This window comes from Bradyrhizobium sp. NBAIM08, assembly GCF_020193935.1.
In the GTDB taxonomy this organism is placed as follows: Bacteria; Pseudomonadota; Alphaproteobacteria; order Rhizobiales; family Xanthobacteraceae; genus Bradyrhizobium; species Bradyrhizobium yuanmingense.
Genome location: NZ_JADYVR010000023.1, coordinates 21,230 through 43,115 on the forward strand (window position 1 = coordinate 21,230; position 21,886 = coordinate 43,115).

Here is a 21,886-nt window from a genome sequence, read left to right on the forward strand (position 1 = left end):
GAGATCGTTGCCAACCCCCGGCCAGACCGCTCTCAAAATCCATGATCCAGATCACCTTGATGTCGCCCCTGGAACGTTCATTGATAGCTTGTCGAGATCCGAAACGTGAGATGCCTCTACTCGACGCATGGCTACCGTTGCTGCAGTGCACATCGGCGCGGAATGGCTCCTGTTGTTTTCGCTCAGGCTGTCGAACCAGCGGCAGAACAGGAAAGCCTGAAAACCGGCTGCGCCCTGCTCGATAGTATCCTGTCTGCCGCCTGCAAAAGGAATATGGGGAGATCTCTCGCGCGATTTTGCAAAGAGCCTTGTCCCGAAGGTGCCGAAAATTGAAATATTAGCGGCGTCGCCACCGAAGCGATAGCTGAAAGTAGGAGAGGTTCCGCTTGGGGGAGCGGGTCAGTGCCAGCGCGGAATGAGCCGGAGACGATGATCCTGGGGCGCTATCCCCCCGCGCCGGGTTTGCAAGAAGCTCGACGCGCCGAGACTTACTAATCAACGGCGGTGTCTTAATCTAGGACGCCGGGCTCAAGCGTACCGGCACTAGATGGCCGCGACGGCGTCCCGTCGATCATGAGCTTCAGATAAAATCCTATAGTTCGGCAGTTGCAGGAGATCGGCTTCCTCGAACGTTCCCAGAAACTCGCGAGCAAGGTGTTGCGCATCTTCAGCACCAACTCTGAAGGAGATAATCGATCCGGCATTTCCGAGCACCGCATCGCGCACATCCGGTTCTAACCGATGACGATAGTGATGTGCGACAGTGCAGCCGACGCGATATTTGCGCAACCCCGAGAACATATTTGCCATCCCGAGAGTGGTGAAGTTTTGAAACTCATCAATGTAGACGTAGAAGTCTGGTCGCTCACGCGCCGGCAATTCAGCCCGACTGAAAGCGGCAAGTCCGAGCGTCGTCACAAGCAAGCCGCCAAGAAGGGACGAGCTGTCCTCGCCGATCCGCCCCTTTGACAGGTTTACGAGCAACACCCTGCCCTCATCCATGATCTGCCTGACGTGGAGATCGTGCGCGGGAGCGGCCAGGAGGCGATTAAACACCGGCGCCTACCTTGTTTTGGATCGGCGCAGTGCCGTCGGCTCGGTAGCCGAACGAAAAGCGCTCAAATTCGTTCAGGCAGAAATTGCGGACAGTCTCATTCTTCAACTGTCGCGCCGCGGCCATCCCGTCCGCGCCTATCTCGATCGCGACCTCGCCGGTCAGTGCAGTCTTTGATATCGCAGCCAGTGTGGGGATCTCAAGCGTATGGTTGTCGCCGAGCTTGCTCGCCCAGTCTACGCGCAGCTTCTTCAGTCCGTTCAGCAACTGATCGCAGCAGGCCAGCTCGATCGCATGGCGTTGTCCATAGGCAAAGCCGACGGTCTCAACCCGGGCAAAGCGCGACAGCGCCCAAGCGAGGCAGGTGGCGGAATCCTGACCGCTCAGAAAATAGAACCAGCGCGGCTTCGGATGTGAAATCGGTCATTGAGAGGATTCGCTTAGAATGTGAAGAGTTGAAATCAGGCCCGCTTGGCAATGGCGAACAACGGCAAAGAAGCCTGCGATGAATGCCGCTTTCCCTTCATTGAGTTCAGACTTAGAGGACGCAATTCATGATCGTCTCTAAGGTGAAGCCGCAGAACGCTTTGACGCGCAGGGTTGCTTACCCCACGCCGAGCAACTTGTGCGTCTGAATGCTGACACGCCAGTCGCACGCAGTCGCCTCCTGAATGCAAAGCTTCGTCGCCTTGCGGCTTTGGCTCAAGGGCTGCAGCCATATTATCGGCATGAACTCACGAGGGATGTTGAGGGCCAGGAGCTTCTCGATATCGGCAGGCTTGCCCACGCAATGTTTGATCTCGTTGCCACGCCGCAGCGGTTCATCCAAAACAACGGGGCGTGCCAACTTTCGGGCTGATGGTCACCCACGTGCAGGGGTGCACCTGAATGGCATGGGTCCCGATGTCTTCACCTGCACCGAGAAGCCAGACTTGATAAGTAGCGTCGTCAATGGCTGAAAGTCGTACGCTGCGGGCTCGCCACCCGTGATCACGACATGCCGAGCCCTAAACCCCTGCACGGCGAGCAATATTTCCTCCGGCGACATCCTAGCCCCGGGTGGCGTCCTCGATCCCGTGATCTCGGCTATCGGCACTTGACATGCTGGATCTGCCTTCCATCTGCGCTTGCTGTCGCACCAGAGGCAACCAACTGGGCAGGCCTGTAGCCGCAGGAACACTGACGGCGTGCCGCTCTTGCAGGCTTCGCTCTGGATACTTTCAAAGATCTCGTTGACCGGCAGCACGGCTCGTTCCCCGATAGATCGCGCTGTTCGCACCGTGCTCTTTGACTTCGACAGATGCAAGCCGGCAACGCGGAGCAAGTCGCTCTGTCAGCAGCCACTTGCTCGCGATGCCGTAGACGTGCTCGGCAAACTTTTCGCAGCCGACAGCAGGTAGCACAACGATATCCGCCACGCCGCGCCGCTTCCTGGAACCATTCAAGCTCCGGATTGTCCGCAGCTACGACGGTCTTATGGTCAAATGTGTGTTCGAGGATCGCTTTCAGCTCTTTGAGGCCGCCAAAATCAACGACCCAATTCTTGTCGTCTAGGGTGTCGGCCTCGAACTCGAAGCGAAATGACAACGAGTAACCGTGCAGCAGACGACAGTGTGACAGCGCGCGCCACTGGCGAAATGTAGCGGATAGTCCGGTTTCATGACCGTATGTCTTCGTCGATAGGTAGGTCACGGTTGATCCTTGATCAGTGCCATAAATTCGCTGCGCGATATTTTGTCGTCGCGGAAAGCACGCGCATGATGCTGGTTATCATGATGGTGTCAGTCTAGCGAACACCACGCTAGATCATGCATTGGTGCTGCGCCCTAACGATGACGGCCAATCCCTTCGGCAGGATACGGCGTTCCAGTTCGTCCGCCAGCATAACAGCGGCCTCCTCCTGGATGTGCGGGCGCGACATGATCCAGTTGGCAAGGCGCACAAATTTGCGCGCTTCGCGGTCGCTTTGGTGTTGTGGTCGCGGCTGGTGTCGATAACCATGGCCTCAAGCACAGCGTGCACGTGCTGCTCGACCTCGGCTTGGATCACATCAATGTCACCAGGCAGCAGATATTCTGCGATATTGTCGTTTGCCGCAAACGACGCGCCGGCGTCGCGCAGGCGTTCACGAATTGCTTGCGTAGAGCTCATCAGAACTCCTGTGCAGCTTCGCTAGTTTGCGTGAACGACATGATCTGCGGCCGACACGCGCTGAACAAAGCGCTTCAATTGGGGAGGTGCCTTACCCGGGGCAGTTTTTAGTATCAATTTGCATACGATCGAGAACTTTCATCTCTCCTGCGTCGTTGACCGAGAGACCACTATTGCCGAAACGGTCCTTTATCGTCTCCCTGCAATCAGCATGCCGCAAAAGTATCTGTGCGAGACTTGCTTGAGGAAGAGAAAATCAATGCATCGTGCCGCGACGGCCGATCATGTGCGACTTCGTGTCGGGATTCAGACATACACACCGACAAGCGGACACGATTGAAGCGCCAGCAAAAGCAACCAAATCTTACCCGCCCCGAAGTCATCAGACAGTTAATCGGCCCCGTGATTGGCGCGAAGAACCGATGAACGGGACATCCGAACGCGTCAAGGTCGAAGATGTCGCCCAAATAACAGGCGAGAACAAGAGAGCTATACAGGCAGCGGCAGCTCGGGGCGAAATTCCTGGCCCGGCAAAGCTATTCAAGGCTTGGACATTTGACCAGGTCAAATTGCGCACGTGAATCGCCACCAAGAGCGCGAAGCGTTGACGCGGCTCGCGAAACTCATGGCAGCATGAAGCCGCGGCAAGCAACGCGCTCATCGCCTGACCAAGCCAAGCGACGTGGTCTCCCGGGTTCGGGCACCAGTGAAGCTAGATACGAACGGGCAATGGCGAGGCTCCGCAGCCGAAGAAGATGTACCGACTAGCAGCGCCTGGACCTGGTCCGCGAGCCCTCCTTCCGCGAGCGACAGGAAGAGATTGCAACACTCCAGCAGCTCGTGGCCTGACCGCTTCTTTGTGGACGCGGTACATCCCGCCGAGGATGTCGGTGTCAAGGCGGCCCGACCGGCAAGCCGAGTTCATCGTCGAAAATCTCAACACGATCGAGCAACTCTTGATCGGCGCGGCGTACTGGCCTGACGGCAACTCCCCGACGCGTGCTGCGAACCTGCGCGCGGGCCTTGTTTTGTAGCAAGAGCGCACCAAGCGAGGCGGTTCCGGTGCAAATCGACTTTGCCGCGGAGCTAAGGAGTGGAGTTATCGTCTCGACCCGATCGCTCTCGACGACCGAGAGGATCCTGTCATTGGCTGTCGAATCCTAACCCAGCGATCCTTCTGGCGGGAGGGATCCATGGCTACCATTCCAGAGAGCTGGTCTCCAAACATCGTGACTGGTAAAGGATTCAGCATCGAGGAAGGAGATGGCCAATATCCATAGACTGCCGTCACAGAGCGATTGAGCTCGGTTCCCGAGGGTCAAAATGCGGTGGGGTGCATACACCTCTGAACGGTTTCCTTCTAGGTGACGACATCCATCGGCCTTTTGACCTGGAATGCGTGATCGTCTCATTGGATTGTCGGCACAAGGTCAGCAGCCGCTTGAAGGACCGTTTCGACAATGAAGTTCGCGATGATCATGATCCTATCTTGGAGAGGCGCGCTTTAGCTTCGTGATGAAACCCTGCGACGTGAAAGCCATCGGTTGGATCGAAATTCAGTTGTGGACGCTGATTGACAGCCGAAATCGCGGGTCATCAGGCGTTTTCATACAACCAAGACCCACAGCAGAGATCAGCTGATTGGAAAGTGCTCCAATCGGCTCTGGTTCGAGGTGTTCGGGAATCTCAGCTAGCCTTGTCTGTCTAGCGGATCACAAATGTCACGCTGACGCTCGTGGCGCAGAGTGATTCAATTCCGATGCGGAGCAGAAAGAAAGATGCCGGTCATATCCACACGCCGCGCTGAAGTCACAGATGCCGGAACCGTCGCCGGCTTCGTTTATGCTCTCCAAGTCGAGCTCTTGCGCCGGATGGCCCCGGGGATCGAAATCGTCACGCAAAGCGCGGCGGCAGTTCTTGCGGATGTCAGCGTCGTCGCGGTGATCGCTTGCGGAGACAACGAGCCGGTTGGCGTCATGGTTCTAAACGAATGCACTGCGATCTACGCGGGCGGCAAGTTTGGAGAAATCTCGGAGCTCTATGTTCGCCCCGACATGAGATCGCAGGGCATTGCGCCTCATCTGATCGCGGTCGCTCTGTCCGAAGGACGCGCGCGAGGATGGAAGCGGCTGGAGGTCGGAGCACCGTGGCAGCCGAAATGGAAGCGCACCCTCGACTTCTATCTGCGCAACGGCTTCGAGGAAGTCGGCCCCCGGCTTTGCCGCATGATATGAGCCGGTGGGGTCAACTTAGAGTCGTCCCTGGATGACCAAGAAGCTGAGCGGATCAATCTAGCTTGGAACCCAATGTTCTTCGTTAGGGCCGGTTGATTGACCGGAACGCGTAATTGTCTGTGCGTTCTGGACTTATGTTTTTTATTTTTGTAGTGGGCTAATGGCACTGCTGTATTTGCCCCCTGAGAACGACGACTCGGTCTTGCTGTGTTCCGTCGGGTGCCCTAACTAGCATTACAGTTGCAATTTTTGCCTGAGATGGGCTTTGCGCGCGTTGGCCTGATGAGCCCTACGCCAGGACGACCATGCGAGGACGTAGGCGTGCGAGATGAGTCGCTGGGGAAGCTTCATGGCGATGGGGCGGATTTCCCGGATCGACAAGCGGATCAAGAGCGATGCTTCGGTCGAGGCCGCGGTCGCATTTTTTGAGCGATGGTCCAGTGTTGGCTCGATGACGGATGACGGCCATCATGGCGAAGGCCAGCATGACGAGTGAGACATGGCGATGCCAGCCATGCCAGGAGCGGCTTTCGTTGTGGTCAAGGCCGAGCTCGTTCTTGGCGGTTTCGAAGCTGTCCTCTATAGCCCAGCGATGGCCTTCCACCGACGCCAGCTTCTGCATGGACCTGCCCTTGGGGCACCATGTGGAGAAGGCCAAGCTGGCGTCAGTAACGTTGCGACGGATCAGAAGACCCCCCGTCCATTCTCCGGCAAGGTCGTCGTTGTATTCACCAGCGTCGAGATCGGCCAAGTGCCAGCGCGGACCTTTGGTCCCTTCGCCGGAGGCGGAGCGGTGCCAGGCCACTTCTTGGGAAGGCTCTGCGCGATCGCGGAGGCGGTGCCGGCGACCGGCTGCTGCTTGCCCCATGAACGGAACACGTGATTGGAAGCAACGCCCAGAACATAGCCTTTTCCCGCCTTGCGCAGCAGGGTTTCGATCTCACCTGTGCCATACACGCTGTCCGCCGTTACGAACGAGAACGGCACCTTTGCGGCGATCGCGGAGCGACCATTCGACGCGCGATCTTGGGCTTCGTAGCAAAGCCCATCGCTCGGGACATGCGCGGCTTTCAGGCGAGCGGGGTCGTCCGTCCATTCCTTTGGCAGATAGAGCGCCCGGACTCGTTGTTGCCGGTCGTCTTGAAGGTGCCGATGGTCGCCATGGTAGTTCTCCTTGATCTCTGTTTTCCGAGCCCGCACCTTGCGGCCTCGATGGTGATCGACAGGCCGGAGGTGATCGACGGCGCACCCCGCAGGGGCTCGACAGCAGAGGAGGAACTTTCTTGTTTGGCGAGGAATGACGGCGCAGCCGGCAGGGGATGAGCGTTGTGACGCCGCTGTTGCGCCATAGGCGATCGAGGCTGCTTAGCCGGCCTTCGGCCAGATCCACCCATCGAAGAGGCCGCTTCGTGCGCTCGATCCGAAACAGAGCTGACATCAACGAGAACGTGGCGATCCTCGCGTCCTGCAAAGACCGGCGAGCGAGTTTGACCGAGATTGGCTCTCGGCCGCGTGGCGACAGACGGATCAAAACCTCCGCGAGCGCACTTGAGCAATACGCCCGCCAAGTCGAGTCGGCCGTACTTGTGATCCGCCGCTATTCGGTCGATCGCTCACGACATTCGCCACGTATCTGTCTCACTGCGGTCGAGCCGCGGCGCTTGCACTGCCCTGAATGTCACCTCAAAAGACTATGACAGCGTGCGCTCCGGCTGCGTGATCACGTCATCCTCACGCGACGTGACGTTATCAGCCCATCGGCCAAGCCTTGCCCGGCTGGTCCGGGCGCGGTCAGTCGCCGGTCTCTGCATGGACAAATCCGTCCACAGCATGGCGTCTCAGCCGCCTGGCGAGCGATCACCGTGCGAAGCAGGCAATTTCCTGTGGCCTGCGCCACGTACGCATCCTATCAGAATACAAGCGCGCGCTTCATGTCTGAAACCCGCCTCCAACTGTCTTCGAAAGCCACATTGCGCCAAAGGACACAAGCGTGCCCCTTCTGCAGTGCTGGCCCAAATCCTGCACCGCCTCTCCGCGTCAGGGCGGCGGCAGCAAGATGGGAGTCGTGTTTGGGCCTCGATCTGTCAATCGACAGTGTGGTTGCCGCACCGGAGGTTGCCTGTCTGCACCCCGCCGGGGGAACGGAAGACGCTCCTGCTTGCCACGGCCTCGCGCGGCTGACGGTTGCTTGCTCACCCTGAAGAGAGATGTCAATACATGGTCGATGAATTGGATCTGCGAACCTTCACGCCACATCCGCAACGCGACGCCGTGCTCGGCGAAGTGCACGCACGCCCTTTCACGCGCCTTGATTCGCCATTCAGCGTGATCCACTTGGCTTTTCTTGCGCAGGGTGAGGCGGCCACAAGCGATCGCTGCCGCTTTATCGATTTTTGCCTCGAGCGCAATCTTCCGCCACCTGAGCAATCGGCGAAACTTCATCAGATTGTCATCGGGACCGCTACGCTACGTTGGGAGCAGCATTCGGAATTCACAACATTTACCTGGATCTGGAGTAACAAAATGTTTCCGCCGCAGACCGATTTGACAAAGTTGATGGTACCGTCCGATCGCTGATCCGCGCGTTGCGTCAGACCGGACAGTTGCTGGTCGCGATCAGGCTAGAAGTGGAGCAGGACGCCTCGCCGACCAGGCGCGCCGAACAGGTTTTTGACAAGAACAGCCTGGCCATGGTTGCCACAAAGAACGGCGCAGGCGTTGCCGCCTCAGACTTCCGCGTAGACGAAAAAGGCTTTACGAAAATCCTCGTCTGCGACCTCGGATTGACGTCGCAGGATCTCGGAGCGCTGGTGCAACGGCTCCTGGAGATCGAGACCTACCGTCCACTGGCGCTGCTTGGCCTGTCGGCCGCCCTTGAGCTTGCACCTTCCGTTGATCGCATCGACCGCCGTCTTGTTGAGGCGCTCGAAAAAATGCAAAGCGGTGAGGGGCTGCAGTTCAACAACCATCTGCTTGCCGAGTTGACGGCGCTGGCCGCCTGCTTCGAAAAAGGCGCGACCGGCAGCCTGTTTCGCTTCGGCGCCAGCAGAGCCTACAACGAGCTGGTCCAATCGCGACTGTCCATCATTGAAGGCAACGATGTCTCGGGTTATCCAACCTGGTCGTCGTTTCTGGCGCGCCGCATGGCGCCCGCAATGCGAACCTGCGCGACCGTAGAGGATCGTCAGGCGGCTCTGTCGGTCAAGCTCGCGCGTGCCGCCGATCTGTTGCGAACCCGTGTCGACGTCGAAATCGAACGACAACATCGTGACCTGTTGCAGGCTATCAACGAGCGCGCCAGACAGCAACTTCGGCTGCAGTGCACGGTCGAAGGATTGTCGGTCGGAGCGATAGGATATTATGTGGTCAGCTTGTTTAGCTATCTTGCCAAGGGCGCGCATGACGTCGGACTGCGAGTAGAGCCCTCGTTCCTGACCGCAGCCTTCGTGCCGATCGCAGTCGGCGTGATCTGGCTGGTGAGTTACAATGTCCGAAAGCGACACCTCAAGCACGACAACGCGCCCTCGGTTGCTTGCGACTGACGCTCCTTAACGGAATCAGTGCGTCCATCCTGCGAAGCTCGCATGATCGTGGTGCGACGCTGCCGCAAGATCGCGGCCGGCTCCTGCGCAAGGTAATGCCCCGCCCGGACTAACCGGGCGAGGCATTTTTGGATCGGCTCAGTCGCCCTTGCACTAGAAACGAAGCGTCGCTTTGGAGGGACAATGATCTGAAATGGCCAGCAAAGGATCCGGATGGCCTTGGCCTGCCGGGCGCGTCCCGCCGAAGCGCCCGATCGCAACCTTGATGGCAGGATCTGGAATCGAAAGGCTCGCGCTCACGAGCATCTGATCAAGGCCCAGGGGATTGCGGCAGCCAAGGCTATCGGCCTTTGTCAGCGGCTTGACGGCCTCTTGATCGAAGAGCTCACGCTTCGAGCGTTCGCAGAGTTGCTTAGCGACAGGGTTGACCGGGCATTCCGGCTCCAGATGGGAAAGGGCGCTGGAAGTGGGGGCCCCATCATTGACCTCGCCATAGAGGCTGCGAACGAGGACGCCACTCGGAAGGGAGGAAGCGGGATCGCTTCCGTCCGAGCGAATATCTGATTTTCCGATCGAATTTTTCTCGTGCGACAGATTGCGGTTGAAGTCTCCCATCAGAACGACCGGCATGCTGGCAGAGCTCGCTTCCAGCCAATCCTCCAACGGGCGCACCTGTTTCTGCAGGATGGCACACGCATCGCCCCCGCCGTCAAGCTTGCCGCGGTCTTCGAGCGGGCTGACGCAGGAGGATTTGAGATGCACGGTCATAACACGCAACGGCTTGCCATCGATCTGCAGCGTCAGTGATAAGCCCGGGCGCACCTGATCTACGGCGGCTAGATCCGGGAGTGATAGGGGCGCAACGACCCCACAATCGGAGCCCGTCCCGAGGTTCTTTTTCCAAGCAATCGCGAGCCGCTGGACCTTGAACGTGTCGAACGAACAAATCTCGTAATCAGCACCGTTGTTGGGCAGAACCTCGCGAACGGCGGTGGCGCCGCTAACCTCCTGAAAAGTGATGATGTCAGGATCGAGGTTCGTTCGGATGAAATCCTGGAGTTGCTGCGAGCGCTTTTGGTAGGCGGCTTCGGTCACCGGCACGATCTTGAAATTGGCCTGGTAAACGTCGCATGGCGGCTTTGCCGCGATGTCCCATTTGATCTTTGCGTTTCGTCCCCATTTGAGCTCCCAGCCCGGCTTGGTGGCCCCTGCCGTCGAGGGTTCAAACAATCCACTCGCTGGATTGAGGGCGAAAGGTTGACCGCAATCACGAATCCACTCCTTCGCCTCGACCTGGCTGAGATGCCAGCCCAGATTCCATGTCGCAATTCGGATGTCACGCGCGTGGGCCGTCGGCGCTGTGCCGAGCAACAAGACGAGGGCGAACAGGACAGATCGGCGAAGAATCATGTAGTGCTCCAGACGTTTGCAACAGACCGGCCCTATTCAGTTTGGGGCGACCGTACTTGGTGAAGGTTTCCCTTTGCCTTGAGGGGTTGCATGCCGGCCGGGCGGATGGGATCGCGGTTGCCAGCGACACAGCCATTGGGAAGCTTACCGGTGGCTCCCTCCCCGCGCAGCACGCTCTCGCGCGTGGCATTTCGATCGATTCCCCACGCGTGCTCGATGGCAAAGCGAAGCTCGTCCGCCAAGCACTCAACCGCCCAACGGAGATCGTGCCTGTCGCGGCTTGGAAATTCCTCCGTCTCTGTGATCTGCTGGCCGACAAGCCGCGCGGCGTTCCGGACGCCGGCATCGCCTACCATCTCCAATTCGCCCCAACGCAATTCCCAAAAGCGCTTGGTCGCCTGCTTCCAGGTTTCATCTTTAGGGTCGAGCTCCCACTCTGTCAGGCGCTGAGCCTGCTGAATGGTCTCGAAGAAGAGATCGAGCTTCTTCTGCAAGAAGGGCTTCTGCGCCTCGATCCTTCGGGTCAGCGCGGCCTGGCTGCGTGCCTCGTCGCGCTCGGCAATGACTTCGGCCTGCTTCGCAAGCGATTCACTAAGGAGCCGGGCCTGCTCGGTCTGAAACTCGTAGACCTTCCAGACCCCGGCGATCACAGCGCCGGCGATGGTCCAGGCCGCGACAGCGATGATGGTATAGCGTTTGGAAAGACGGAGAAGGGCTGAGGATCGTGGGGTCTGGGCCATGATTGCAATTGAATAGGTTCGATCGGAAATGGTTTGTTCGAGTACAAAAAACAAAATTCAAGCAACGTCTGAGAAACGAAAACATCAGAGCGCCCCTATAAGCCGCGCTCCCTGGCGAGAGCGGCCTTTGTGCCTTTCTTATAGGCGTCTTTCACCCACTCATCCCGCGTTTGCTTGAGGACAAGAGGATCGGCCTCCGAGCCCGGCTTCGGTTTCGTGCCTGTCTTTTCGTGGGTCTTGTTCCAGATCGCGCGGGCACGGTAGTGATTGTAGAGGCGCATCAACTCGGCAACATAGGCTTGGGCCAGATGCGTGTTGCCCTTGATCTCAAGGACATTCTCGTCGTTTGAGTTTTCCGATGCCTTGCTGAAGTTCGGCGAGCCCGTGTAAATGGTGGGCGTCTCCGTATCCCCATCGATCACGATGAATTTGTGATGCACGTGGATAGGCGGCGGGCCACTCGATTTCTTCTTTGTGGCTTTCTTTGCCGGTTTTGCTTTGCCTTTTGCGGCGGAGGCATCAAACGGTGAGGTATCGATGGTCTTGAGCTCGGGCAGGAAGCCGCGTGGCGCATTGGCGCTAAAAGCGGCGTAGGGAAGTGTGTCCGGGTTATTCTGCGAGCGATGGAAAATGGTCGCGGCGATCTCCGGAAGCTTGCGCTTCTCGCCCTTTTTGGTCGGCTTGTCGGGATCATCGATGCTGTTGAGAAGCCCGTAGATCAAGTGCTTCGACGAGTCTCCCTTGGCAAAGATTGCCTCCATGAGATCCTTGTCGGAGGCCGTGTACATGCAGAACAGCACGGAGGACTTCGCGTTCTTGACCGCCTCGGTCACCGTGTCGAGAAACTTTCGGCTTTCGCCGGGCTCGGGCAAAAAGAAGACGCGCATTTCGGTGCCGTCGACGTCCGTGACGTCGTTCCAGTCCGGCGGGTCCATATCTTTCTTGCCGAGATTTTTGGCCAGCACGTTCGCGCGCTCGGCGTAAAGCGCGGCAAGTTCGCGGGAATGGATGATATGAAGGAGGTTGGCCTGGATCGTTTGGGCTTCAGGCGTAAAGTTGGTCGAGCCCATCAAGACGGCCTGCTCATGCTTTTTCCGGTAGAAGATGATGAACTTATCGTGCATTAGCTTGGATATGGCATCCCGCTTATGGATCGAGATGTTGGGTCGTGCCTCCGCGATCCGATGCGCGGCGGCGCGGGACTTGGTGTCGTCAGCTTTCTCGAAATAGATGATCGAGCCGCGCCCTTTGAAGGCCTCGAAAGCCGGGATGATCCACCGGTCGTCCGACAGATGATAGATGGCGCATTCAAATGCGTCGCTCTCGCTGAGGATTTGAGGAATGGCGTTTTGCAGGCCGTTGGCCAGCCATCCATCCGCTTCTCAAGCGGCTTGTCCTTTTGCTTGGCAAAGCTCTGCGCGCTGACGACGGCGCGATTGAAGTAGGTGGCGATCTGTCCTTCGAGGGGCCTTGGCACCGTCACGGTTCTTTTTCCGGCCGCCGCGTCCTGGAGCTGCAGATCGCCTGGGCTGGTGCCAAGCACAGGAATAACTGTATACTCGAACGTCTGGCCTTGATCGTCTAGGTTGATCCCGCCGTCCCACCAGTTGAACTTTTGGATCGGCGCCTTATCGCTTCCCTTTGGGCGGGCGTCCTCCGCGAGGGGCACAAAGTCGAGCTTGTTGAATAAGAATTGCGGCTTTCTGTCGCGCCCATAACCCGGATTGCGCTGGATGGCGAACCCAAGGAAATCTTCGTGTTCGGCGCCGTCTTTCCAATCGAACGTCAAGAGCACGCAGCTCGGGCTAGCATAGGCTTTGACTGTCACCGCCGCGACCATGATCGCTCCCCCGCTTCGAGGCGCATCATGCACGAATACGACGCTCGCGCAATACGTGCGGCGGGTGTATAACGCCCGTCGAAACGTCTCACGCTGAATTACTTTTGTCATTTTCGCCGGAGGCTTTGCGATGGGCGTCATTGTGCCTAGCCAACTGTACACCGCTCAGGAGTTGCTCGGAGGCTTCAACCCATGGGACCCCATGGGCTTCACGCTCTCCCGGGACTTTGCGATCTACCGTGAGTTCGCAACCGACGGCGGGCCGGTGCCAACGTCACTCGCCGTCCGCGCCGCGCAAGCCGCGCACGACGCAGCCATCGCCGATGCCCTACGCATCTTTCTGAAAACGGTTCAACGGCCGCTGGTCGGCGTGATGGGAGGTCACAGTCTTTCCGCGAGACCATGCGGCCTATAAAGCCATTGCTTATTTGGCGCGCGAACTTGCCCGCGCGCACTTTCTCTTGGTCACGGGCGGAGGGCCGGGGGTGATGGAGGCCGCTCATCTGGGCGTGGCTTTTTCATCGTTCGAGAGCGTAGGTCCGCTCGACGAAGCGATCGGCCTTTTAAGCGCTGTACCGAAGGCGCCCATTCTGGATGACCTTTTTACTGACACCTGGACCATCAAGGACGAAAAGCTCGGCGCCATTGACGACGCACGCAGATGGCTGAAAGTAGCGCTCGAGGCGCGAGCCAAGGCGCCCGAAATTCTCCCCGTCAGCCTCGCTATCCCGACCTGGCTCTACGGTGCCGAGCCGACTATGCCCTTCGCAACACACTATGCAAAGTATTTTCAGAACAGCCTAAGGGAAGAGGCCCTCGTCAACAATTCGCGTGCCGGCATCGTCTATGGGCGAGGCGGCGGCGGAACCATGCGGGAGGTCTACCAGGACGTGGAGCGGAACTACTACGCGAAGACCCTCGACGAAGTGACCCCCATGATTTTCTTCGATCCCGATAAGTATTGGGAAACGGATCCCGTCATGGGTGACGCGCGAGCTACCTCGCCCGGCATTAATGTTAAGCCGACGATCCGCCCAATCCTGATGCTCGGCCTCGTATCCGACAAGCGGCCTAAGAAGGAAGTTGAGGCGTGCCTCGATGAGAAGCTTCTCTTCACGACGGATCACCCATCCATCATGAAAGCGCTTCGCGGCCACGAGAAAAAGTCCCAGCAAAATCTCACCTTCGCACTTGCGGCGGAGCCTCTCAAGATCGGCACCCTGCGGATGAATCGGCGGTAGCAGAGCGACATACTGGAGGTCAGCCCCCGTATGAGAGACGTCTGGCTCGTGGGGTTGTCCCAAGGGTTGGTTCGATGTCAGTAGCTGGTTACGATCGGATGCTTTTCCTTGGCAATCGCCAGCCCCCTGGACTGACCGCAGCGAGAGCAAAAGTGTCGCGCGGTTCGACATGAGCCCAGACGGCGCGAGGCACTTGTCCGCCCACTCCTCTCTTCACCATCCGGATCGTGATCTAGCGCTGCTCCAGCTGAGCACACCCGTTTCCGACGCGGGCGGGAAGCGCTGCCCTATCCCCATTGTCTTAAAACCGTCCCAGGCTCCGATGGGCACTTCGGTGCTCGTACTGGGCTTTCCGCTCAATCAGGACCTGAGCTTGTCGGGCGGTCTGATCAGCAATCACGGCTCCCCACCCAAGGAACTGCGGTGGCAGACGGACACTGTGATGAACCCGGGCAACAGCGGGGGCCCGGTTTTCGAAGATCACGGCTTTCTGTTGGGTATCGCGGCAGGCGGCATTGTCCAGTGGACCTTCGGCGGCGAGACACGCAAAGTAAACGGTGTGAATTACTTCATCCCCGCGTCGGAGCTAATCGCAAGTCCTTTGTATGACATTGCCGAGGACAAGCGGTGTTGGCGCGTGGCTCAGGACGATCTCGTGGTCGACGCGAACACCACCATTGCGGTCGACGGGACGGCGTCGAAAGCGCCCCTGGGCCCCGCCAAGCTTGAGAGAAGCTACACGGTTTCAGAGACCAAGGACGATCACCCCGTCGCCCTGGCATCGCATTCCCGCAACTACCAATCCCGATTTGCTGCAGAGCCCGGCTACAAGGTTGTAGCCTGTGTGCCGAAGGCAGAGAGCGAAAATAATGCACACGATATCACCTGCAGTATCGATAGCGGTGGCGGTTCGGCGGTCTTTGCGTATCGGTTGGAAAGTGGGCCCGCTGTCGATCGCTGGCGCGGATGGTGGGCCGGTTACGTGACTTTGCGGCAGGAGCGCATTGCGGGGGATGGCCTGCAATAGTGCGAGCGGGTAGCTGCATAAGGCAGGATCGCGAGGGGAAGCGATTTCGCATGCAGCGGGGAACGAACGAGGCAGGGGGACGAACGTGACAGGATCGCGGCGATTAGCGCTTGTGCTGGCAGGCGGGCTCGGCGGATGCGTCATCGTGCCCGACATTGCTCCGGACTGGGCTCTGCCGATGGGGGAGATCATGCTCCATTCGGCCTGCGAGCTCCAGGATGCGCTCGGCACGCTTGACCGCGAGGTGCCGCATGAACTGTTCAATGCACGAAACTGGAAGATCGCGGTCACACTCAATCCAAAATCAGAAGCGGATATCGTTCCTGGTGTCGGCTTGACGCGGAAGGTGCCCGCTACGGCGACGACACCCTTCTCGAACTGGGTCATCGGCGGTGGTAACGGCGTCACCCTTGATATGAGGGGCAGCCATACCTGAAGCGTCGATCAATTTCGACTCTGAAAAACCTATCCTCGATAGTGCCCTGCCCTGCGAGTGCGAAACGATTTCGTACCATTCGCTCACAAAGAATCTGGCGATCAAGGATTGGCTCTATCGTTCCGTGCAGGCCACGGCTCTCGCAGGCTCGGCCATCGACAACCCCAAATTCACGGCTCAGGTCGCCGTGAAATTCAATGGGACCGCGAGCTACACCTACACATTCCCGCCAGGCACCGATTTTCTCACACTGGGAGGGTATTATCAGCTCGACGAGACCTTGAGCATCATCTTCACGAAGAAGCCGGCGGTCGTCGCGAAATATGACCTCTTGACGCTGCCCGAAGGTGGCGCTGGTTTCAAACGAAATCGCGCGCGCCAGGTCACGTCAACCATTTCGGTCCTCGAAGATCAACAAGTCTCACTTCAGCAGATTCGGCAACAATTGCAAACTGGGCCTCAGCCGACGAACTGTGCCTTCACGCTCGGAGGCAAGAAGCTCCGGGTGACGGAGGTTGGCAAGGGCCAGGTCGAGCAGATCGATATGCCTTGCGACGGCCTGCCCCTTTACCTGCCGAAATTCGCCCGAGCAGGAGGCACGGGTTTCCGCGAGGCTCCTGCCGAGCTCGTCAAAGGAAGCCGATCGACAACCAGGGCACGGCTGCGACGATCAGGGTGCCGATCAGCAGCGCGATCATGTAGCCCACGATCGGCTTCATGCCCTCGTCCGGGTTGATGCGGCTGATGGCGCAGGCGGCATAGTAACCGACGCCGAACGGCGGCGCGAACAGGCCGATGCCCATGGCGAGAACGACCACCATCGCGTAGTGGACGTCGTGCACCCCGACCTGCCGCGCGATCGGGAACAGCAGCGGGCCGAACAGGACGATAGCCGGGATTCCCTCCAGCACGCTGCCGAGGATCACGAAAGTCACGATCGTCACGGCCAGGAAGACGGGGACCCCGCCGGGAAGGCTGGTCATGAATTTGGCCAGAGAGGCAGAAAATCCCGATTGGGTCAGTGCCCAGGCCATGCCTGTCGCCGCGCCGATGATGAGCAGAATCGCGCCTGACAGCGAGGCTGTCTCGACCAGCATCGGATAGATGCGACGCCAGTCGAACTGGCGATAGACGAAGAGACCCGCGCAGGCCGAATAAAGAATGCCGATGGTCGAGACCTCCGTTGCAGTCGCGACGCCTTCGACGACCGCGGTCCGGATCACGAAAGGCAGCGCGATGGCCGGTATCGCGATGACGAAGGCGCGGCCAATCTCCCGGGCCCTCGCCCTTTTGACGTGAGACAGGTCCTCGCGGCGATATCGCCACCAGACCACGGCCGCGAGCATGACCGCGAGCACCACGCCCGGGAGCAACCCGCCAGTGAAGAGCGCCGAGATCGACACGCCGGTCACCGAGCCGATTGTGATCAGGACTAGCGAGGGCGGGATCGTTTCGGTCTGCGCTCCGGTTGCCGCCAGAAGCGCAACGAGGTCACCCGGTTTGGCCCCGCGCTGCCGCATCTCGGGAAACAGCACAGGAGCCACCGCAGCCAAGAGTGGCTTGGCCGAGAACAGCGAAAACGGAAGTAAAGGAGTCGCCAGCACCAGGGTCGTTCACACAAGCCGCAAAGTGACCTGAGCTAAACTTCCCACGGTGGGAAGTTTACCAGGCAGCTCGGCCAACCGCATGCCGCGCGATCTCTACACCGGCGCTATCGACAACTATTACCACTGTGCCACTCCCTGGATCGTACTCGGGATCGCTGCCGATCTCATGAGCGACCCGGGCGCCGTACTGGCTCGCGAGAGCGGCTGAGCCAAACATCTCGCCGGCATCGTCCGCCTGTAGTTGTCCGTTATGGATAATCGGAAGATAGTAGCGCTGCACAGCAATGGCCCTCGTTTAGCAGCAATCATGCGCCCACCTCAGGGCGGGACGCACGTGTCATAAACGACAGGTGCCGTCAAACTGCGAGACCACATCCGCACCACCGGCAGCGTCGGGGACAGTGCTGTCAAGATCGTGGCCAACTACTTGTTCAGCTTCTCGATCTCGGCCGCAGTTACCTTCTCGCCATTGGTAACTGGGCGCGAATCACCGCGCCCTTCCACTGAAAAAGCTGGATAGCAGCCAACCACCCTTGCGACTCTCTGACGATTCGTTCATTTAGCTAGATGGTGCATCCGAATCGCCCACTCCGCGATGCGTGGAAGTCGTCACGACTTACATGGATTTCGGCGGCTTCGCTCGTCGAAGGAGGGCCAGGCTCGATCCTGGCGCGATCTCGGAAAGGAGGTGAAACAGCATGTTTCACTACCCGCACTGTGGCGGCACCCGCCCTGTAAGCGTTCGCGCTTACACACGGTTCCGCCTCGGTAAATGGGAGTGGGTCATCGCCCACTGCCGCGGACTGCCCAGCTAAGCTGAACAGTCCGCATCTCAGTGACTTGGGGCGGTGTCTCATGGGCACCGCCTCCTTTTTTCCGGCGGACCGGATCTACAGAACAACCAAGCACGACCATTCGTTGCAGTAGGCCTGCGTTAAAGTGGCTGTTCGAATTCTTTTCAATGGGTTGGTCGTCGACGAACTGACTGTCGTCGTTTATGGTTAACGGGCCGTTAACCCGCCTTGCCATAGTTCCTCCCCAGATCTGCGACTATTCGAGTCGCGCGAGCAATTCTTAACGAATTACTAGCGTTAGACGCTAGGGAATCAAGCCTTGCGTTTTTTGCAGGTTGTCACAATCCCTCGATTCGGGCCGTCATCAACTGCTTTGATGCGATTCGACCGCTATATATTATGCGGTATGCGACCCTGCTACCCCCAAGCCGTTGGGGGGCGGCGGTCAAAGAATTGTTGCTGCTCTCGGGTCCCTCGCCCTATAGTCGCCTCCGGTCTTGGGGGTAATTTTTCATGCGTCAATTTGCGATTGCGGCGCTCTGCGCCGCGCTGGGCGGCTGTGCTGGCGAAAGTCGCGGAGCTGAAGAAGCAACAGGAAACTGCGGCTGCTGCACCTGCTGCCCCTTAGCCAAAGAGGTCCGCAGTTAAACCAGCCCGACCAATTCGGCGAAGGTCTCGACCACTGATAACCCAGTTGTCCTTGAAGTTGATGCCGAGCTTGGCCATGTCCTTCTGGATCGGCACCCACTTCTCTTTACCGCGAGGAAGGGCTCACCGTCCGCAAACGGCGGGCTCGCCGCAAGGCCGTGGGGACCCGTGCCCCGATGAAGCTGTGCGAGATCAGTCTCGTTCTTTGGGGCGCTTATGGCAAGGACATCCTGCGCAACCCGAGCTCGAACTCGCTGTCTACGATTCGCGACATCAAGGATATGTCTGCAGAATAACTGCGCACAAGCGGCGCGATCTACGAAAATCCTGCGGACATTCTCAAGTATTTGACGGATTTAGTTACGACAATTAGGTGAAGTGACGTGATACAGTCCAAGTTGGACCGGGGCTCCTCCTCTTAGATATCGAACCGGAACGAACTCGTCCGAGTGTGGCGATTGATTTTAGATCGGGCGCTTGGGACGTCGAAGCGATCAGCGAAGATCGGTCCCCTTTTGTTGAGCCCGGCCAGCAGCCAATCGTTTCGAGGATGGAGCTCCTGAGATCAGATGCCACCCAAGCTGCCTGGATTAGCGACACGCCTCCGGAAGGAGCTGCGCGTGAGTCAGGATCTACTGAGGCGCTTCACATGGGAGATCAGATCGATCGACATATGCCTTGACGATCTTCGGTCCTACCAGGCGAATGCGCTCGGCATTACAGGTCCGCAAATGATGATCTTGATGGCACTGACGGAACTGGAAGAAGATGATGGTGTTCCCGTCAACGCTGTCGCGAAGCTGAAATCAGCTTGGCCGGAACTCGTTGTGAACGACTTTTCTGCGTTGAGGAGATAATTGTCGCCTTCGCGCGATGCCTCGGAGAGGTTGTACCACCAGTGCCCACCGGTGGCGCGCTCGCTGGTCGAATATGTGCCAAGCAGGGCGCCATTGTTCGCCTTGAGCCAGCGCTCCTTCTGGTCGTCGTTACCAAACAGGCTGATCGTCTGAGCCGCGCCGACATGCATGACATAGACGAGGCCGGTCGATGCATCGGCCTGTCCGATCCGGTAAGCGGCTTCGGCAAAATCAACATGGCCAAGAGCGAGGCCCCCAAAGCGTGATTCATTCAACACGCCGGTCCAGCCGGCTTCCGCCAATGCCCTCAGATTTTCTCTTGGAAAGCGACTTTCCAGATCATTGCGATCGGCATTGACCTTTACGGTCGCATCAATCGCGGCATCCAGCCGAGAATAGATGTCAGAATCGAACTTGCGAGCAAGATTGTCGTTAGCCATTGGTCATTCTCCCTTGTGTTTCGTCAAACTGCGACAACGGCATGGATGAGCGGTTTCTCGGCGGCGTCGGTTTGCGGCGAACCGCCGAGGTAAAGGGCCTTGATGTCGTCGCGGCTGTGCAATTCGACTGACGAGCCGGACAGCACGCTACGGCCGCTCTCAAGCACGACAGCATGGTCGGCAAAGCGCAGCGCCACCGTCGAATTCTGTTCCGCGACCAGGATTGAAAGCCCCTGCTCGCTGTTCAGCTGCTTCAGCGTCCCTGTCGCAATCGCCATCACGTGGCTGCCCCTCGCTTTACACCTATTCGGCAGCCTGAACGCGTACGGGCGTCCTTGTCTCGAGTTCGCGGACCAGCGGGATCACATGCTTGCCGAAATATTCGACCTCTTCCTGGAAGTGCAGGAACCCGAGCAGGATCAGGTCGGCGCCGGCATGCTTGAGCTCGATGATCCGTTCAGCGACTTGCTGCGGCGTGCCGATCAGGTTCTGACCTTGCCCCCATATGTGGAACGGCCCGCGAGGCAAGAGCTTTTTCAGTCGATTTCACACATTGGGACGGTGCGGTCATATGTCCGGCCTTTGCGCGCGGCACAATATGGCCGCTGGCCTCGATGAGATCCGCGGAACGAGGAGCCAAATCAAGTTTACGCGCTTGAGCGCATTGGGGGCAGTAGCTTCACTCGTTTCGGGATTTCGTCCCAAGGGTTCATCGCCTGTTGTTGCACCTTGCCCTCTGCCGGCCTGCGCCGGTCAGATCATTTTGGTGGTCACTGCGTCACCGCGGTAACCGCCAATGGGTCGGGACGCCGATAACTTCCGCCCTTGTTCAGGAGCGCCCAGATGATCCGCGCTGTCTTATTGGCCTGCGCGACGGCGGCAACCTTGAAGGGCCGTCTGGCAAGAAGGGCCTTCAGCCACGGCCGCGCCCGAGCGTCGTTTCGGACGACCCGCAAGACGGCCGTTGCCCCGACAACGAGGAGAGAGCGGAGTTCCGGATTTCCCATCTTCGATATTCGTCCCAACCGCTCTTTGCCTCCGCTTGAATGAGACCGCGGCGTCAATCCCAGCCAGGCGGCAAAGTGGCGAGCCGACTTGAACCCGCCGGGATCCGGCACAAGCGCCTTGATGGTCGCCGCCGTAATGGCGCCGACGCCAGGGATTGTGGTCAACCGACGCATGTCCTCGTCGCGCTTGGCCTCCACAACGATTGCGCGCTCGAGCCTCTCGATCTGGTCGGCTGAAGCTTCAATCTCGTCGGCAATAGCCATCAGCGCGAAGCGCGCTGCTGCGGGCAGGCGAGCATCTGTCTCATCCCGTATGATTGCGACCAGCGCCTCAACCTTTGCCAGGCCGGCGGTGGCGATGATGCCCAATTCTGCCAGATGCGCGCGCAACGCGTTGACCGCCTGCGTTCGCTGCCGCACTAGAAGAGCGCGGGTCTTCAGCACCATCGCGGCAGCCTGTTGCTCAGCCGTCTTAATCGGCACGAAGCGCATGGTCTTTCGGGTCACCGCTTCGCTGATGGCCTCCGCGTCCGCCGCATCCGTCTTACCACGCTTGACGAAGGGTTTGACATAAGCCGGCGGAATGAGCCGGACCTCATGACCGAGAGCTGCGATCTCGCGTGCCCAATAGTGGGCGCTACCGCATGCTTCCATTCCCACCAGGCATGGTGGCAGCTTCTCAAAGAAACGCAGAACTTCGCTGCGCCGTAGCTTCCGGTTGAACACGGGTGAGCCCTCGGCATCCGCCCCGTGAACCTGGAAAACGTGCTTGGCCAGATCGAGCCCGATGGTGATAACCTGTTTCACGGAACGGTCCCTCCTTTGTGGCGTTCGAACAACGACCACGTTCTAGCACTT

Annotated in this window: 16 protein-coding genes and 7 pseudogenes; 7 read left to right on the forward strand and 16 right to left on the reverse strand. The window is 58.9% G+C overall.

Annotated features, from left to right (window positions below; all coding sequences use genetic code 11):
* Window positions 1-543 precede the first annotated feature (543 nt).
* The 7 genes and pseudogenes from I6F37_RS36900 to I6F37_RS36930 all read right to left on the reverse strand — a co-directional run bounded on the left by I6F37_RS36900 (window position 544) and on the right by I6F37_RS36930 (window position 2,975).
* On the reverse strand, window positions 544-1,056 hold the full coding sequence (locus tag I6F37_RS36900; protein ID WP_225131052.1) for a hypothetical protein: 513 nt from the start codon (window positions 1,054-1,056) through the stop codon (window positions 544-546).
* Between the two features lie 124 nt (window positions 1,057-1,180).
* Window positions 1,181-1,481 (reverse strand): annotated as a pseudogene (locus I6F37_RS36905) (7-cyano-7-deazaguanine synthase); the annotation flags it as partial.
* A gap of 177 nt (window positions 1,482-1,658) precedes the next feature.
* Window positions 1,659-1,901, reverse strand: a complete 243-nt coding sequence (locus I6F37_RS36910) for a hypothetical protein (RefSeq protein WP_225131055.1) — start codon at window positions 1,899-1,901, stop codon at window positions 1,659-1,661.
* Between the two features lie 15 nt (window positions 1,902-1,916).
* Entirely contained in the window at window positions 1,917-2,333 is a 417-nt protein-coding gene (locus I6F37_RS46075; RefSeq protein WP_368736808.1) for a radical SAM protein, read from the reverse strand.
* Window positions 2,275-2,472 carry a hypothetical protein gene (locus I6F37_RS36920; protein ID WP_225131124.1) on the reverse strand — a complete coding sequence of 66 codons (198 nt, stop codon included), beginning with the start codon at window positions 2,470-2,472 and terminating at the stop codon, window positions 2,275-2,277. The genes I6F37_RS46075 and I6F37_RS36920 overlap by 59 nt, the downstream gene beginning before the upstream one ends.
* 4 nt (window positions 2,473-2,476) lie before the next feature.
* Window positions 2,477-2,746 (reverse strand): annotated as a pseudogene (locus I6F37_RS46080) (6-pyruvoyl tetrahydropterin synthase family protein); the annotation flags it as partial.
* A 109-nt stretch (window positions 2,747-2,855) separates the two neighbouring features.
* Window positions 2,856-2,975, reverse strand: a complete 120-nt coding sequence (locus I6F37_RS36930) for a GTP cyclohydrolase I (RefSeq protein ID WP_249782202.1) — start codon at window positions 2,973-2,975, stop codon at window positions 2,856-2,858.
* Between the two features lie 1,120 nt (window positions 2,976-4,095).
* Here I6F37_RS36930 and I6F37_RS36935 point away from each other — a divergent pair.
* Both I6F37_RS36935 and I6F37_RS36940 read left to right on the forward strand, forming a co-directional pair.
* Window positions 4,096-4,239 carry a hypothetical protein gene (locus tag I6F37_RS36935; RefSeq protein WP_225131078.1) on the forward strand — a complete coding sequence of 48 codons (144 nt, stop codon included), beginning with the start codon at window positions 4,096-4,098 and terminating at the stop codon, window positions 4,237-4,239.
* Between the two features lie 744 nt (window positions 4,240-4,983).
* Window positions 4,984-5,439, forward strand: coding sequence for a GNAT family N-acetyltransferase (locus tag I6F37_RS36940; RefSeq protein WP_225143497.1), 456 nt, complete (start codon window positions 4,984-4,986; stop codon window positions 5,437-5,439).
* Window positions 5,440-5,825: 386 nt separating this feature from the next.
* On the opposite strand, the pseudogene I6F37_RS36945 reads toward I6F37_RS36940, so the two are convergent.
* Window positions 5,826-6,558, reverse strand: a pseudogene (locus tag I6F37_RS36945) (IS701 family transposase); the annotation flags it as partial.
* Window positions 6,559-7,656: 1,098 nt separating this feature from the next.
* On the opposite strand from I6F37_RS36945, the pseudogene I6F37_RS36950 reads away from it, so the two are divergent.
* Window positions 7,657-8,981 (forward strand): annotated as a pseudogene (locus tag I6F37_RS36950) (DUF3422 family protein).
* A gap of 153 nt (window positions 8,982-9,134) precedes the next feature.
* Here the strand turns inward: I6F37_RS36950 and I6F37_RS36955 are convergent.
* Genes I6F37_RS36955 through I6F37_RS36965 form a run of 3 tightly spaced genes read right to left on the reverse strand, consistent with a single transcriptional unit; the run spans window position 9,135 to window position 12,498 of the window.
* On the reverse strand, window positions 9,135-10,391 hold the full coding sequence (locus tag I6F37_RS36955) for an endonuclease/exonuclease/phosphatase family protein (protein WP_225131093.1): 1,257 nt from the start codon (window positions 10,389-10,391) through the stop codon (window positions 9,135-9,137).
* 32 nt (window positions 10,392-10,423) lie between these two features.
* Window positions 10,424-11,185 (reverse strand): hypothetical protein, encoded by a 762-nt coding sequence (locus I6F37_RS36960; RefSeq protein WP_225143501.1) that lies wholly within the window; start codon window positions 11,183-11,185, stop codon window positions 10,424-10,426.
* A 41-nt stretch (window positions 11,186-11,226) separates the two neighbouring features.
* The gene (locus I6F37_RS36965) at window positions 11,227-12,498 is read right to left on the reverse strand and encodes a phospholipase D-like domain-containing protein (protein WP_306469184.1); all 1,272 of its coding nucleotides are present in this window, start codon (window positions 12,496-12,498) and stop codon (window positions 11,227-11,229) included.
* A gap of 603 nt (window positions 12,499-13,101) precedes the next feature.
* Here I6F37_RS36965 and I6F37_RS36970 point away from each other — a divergent pair.
* The 4 genes from I6F37_RS36970 to I6F37_RS36985 all read left to right on the forward strand — a co-directional run bounded on the left by I6F37_RS36970 (window position 13,102) and on the right by I6F37_RS36985 (window position 15,675).
* Complete coding sequence (locus I6F37_RS36970) at window positions 13,102-13,386, forward strand: hypothetical protein (RefSeq protein ID WP_225131098.1); 285 nt, start codon at window positions 13,102-13,104, stop codon at window positions 13,384-13,386.
* Between the two features lie 70 nt (window positions 13,387-13,456).
* Window positions 13,457-14,212, forward strand: a complete 756-nt coding sequence (locus tag I6F37_RS36975) for a hypothetical protein (protein ID WP_225131100.1) — start codon at window positions 13,457-13,459, stop codon at window positions 14,210-14,212.
* A 169-nt stretch (window positions 14,213-14,381) separates the two neighbouring features.
* Window positions 14,382-15,239 (forward strand): serine protease, encoded by an 858-nt coding sequence (locus tag I6F37_RS36980; protein ID WP_225131102.1) that lies wholly within the window; start codon window positions 14,382-14,384, stop codon window positions 15,237-15,239.
* A 145-nt stretch (window positions 15,240-15,384) separates the two neighbouring features.
* Window positions 15,385-15,675 (forward strand): hypothetical protein, encoded by a 291-nt coding sequence (locus I6F37_RS36985; RefSeq protein ID WP_225131104.1) that lies wholly within the window; start codon window positions 15,385-15,387, stop codon window positions 15,673-15,675.
* A gap of 629 nt (window positions 15,676-16,304) precedes the next feature.
* Here I6F37_RS36985 and I6F37_RS36990 read toward each other — a convergent pair.
* The 5 genes and pseudogenes from I6F37_RS36990 to I6F37_RS37010 all read right to left on the reverse strand — a co-directional run.
* A pseudogene (locus tag I6F37_RS36990) lies at window positions 16,305-17,228 on the reverse strand (TRAP transporter large permease subunit); the annotation flags it as partial.
* Window positions 17,229-19,418: 2,190 nt separating this feature from the next.
* Window positions 19,419-20,021 carry an acyl-CoA dehydrogenase family protein gene (locus I6F37_RS36995; protein WP_225131106.1) on the reverse strand — a complete coding sequence of 201 codons (603 nt, stop codon included), beginning with the start codon at window positions 20,019-20,021 and terminating at the stop codon, window positions 19,419-19,421.
* Window positions 20,022-20,044: 23 nt separating this feature from the next.
* Window positions 20,045-20,278, reverse strand: a pseudogene (locus I6F37_RS37000) (ABC transporter ATP-binding protein); the annotation flags it as partial.
* A 46-nt stretch (window positions 20,279-20,324) separates the two neighbouring features.
* Window positions 20,325-20,510 (reverse strand): annotated as a pseudogene (locus I6F37_RS37005) (dimethyl sulfone monooxygenase SfnG); the annotation flags it as partial.
* 281 nt (window positions 20,511-20,791) lie between these two features.
* Window positions 20,792-21,835: an IS110 family transposase gene (locus I6F37_RS37010; RefSeq protein WP_225131108.1), complete on the reverse strand. Its 1,044-nt coding sequence runs from the start codon at window positions 21,833-21,835 to the stop codon at window positions 20,792-20,794.
* Between the last annotated feature and the right edge of the window lie 51 nt (window positions 21,836-21,886).

Bases quoted from the DNA above. Each gene is read 5' to 3' on its own strand.
- I6F37_RS36955 (WP_225131093.1), bottom strand. From the start codon at position 10,391: ATGATTCTTCGCCGATCTGTCCTGTTCGCCCTCGTCTTGTTGCTCGGC.
- I6F37_RS36970 (WP_225131098.1), top strand. From the start codon at position 13,102: ATGGGCGTCATTGTGCCTAGCCAACTGTACACCGCTCAGGAGTTGCTC.
- I6F37_RS36980 (WP_225131102.1), top strand. From the start codon at position 14,382: ATGAGCCCAGACGGCGCGAGGCACTTGTCCGCCCACTCCTCTCTTCAC.
- I6F37_RS36930 (WP_249782202.1), bottom strand. From the start codon at position 2,975: ATGTCGCGCCCGCACATCCAGGAGGAGGCCGCTGTTATGCTGGCGGAC.
- I6F37_RS36940 (WP_225143497.1), top strand. From the start codon at position 4,984: ATGCCGGTCATATCCACACGCCGCGCTGAAGTCACAGATGCCGGAACC.
- I6F37_RS36995 (WP_225131106.1), bottom strand. From the start codon at position 20,021: ATGGCTAACGACAATCTTGCTCGCAAGTTCGATTCTGACATCTATTCT.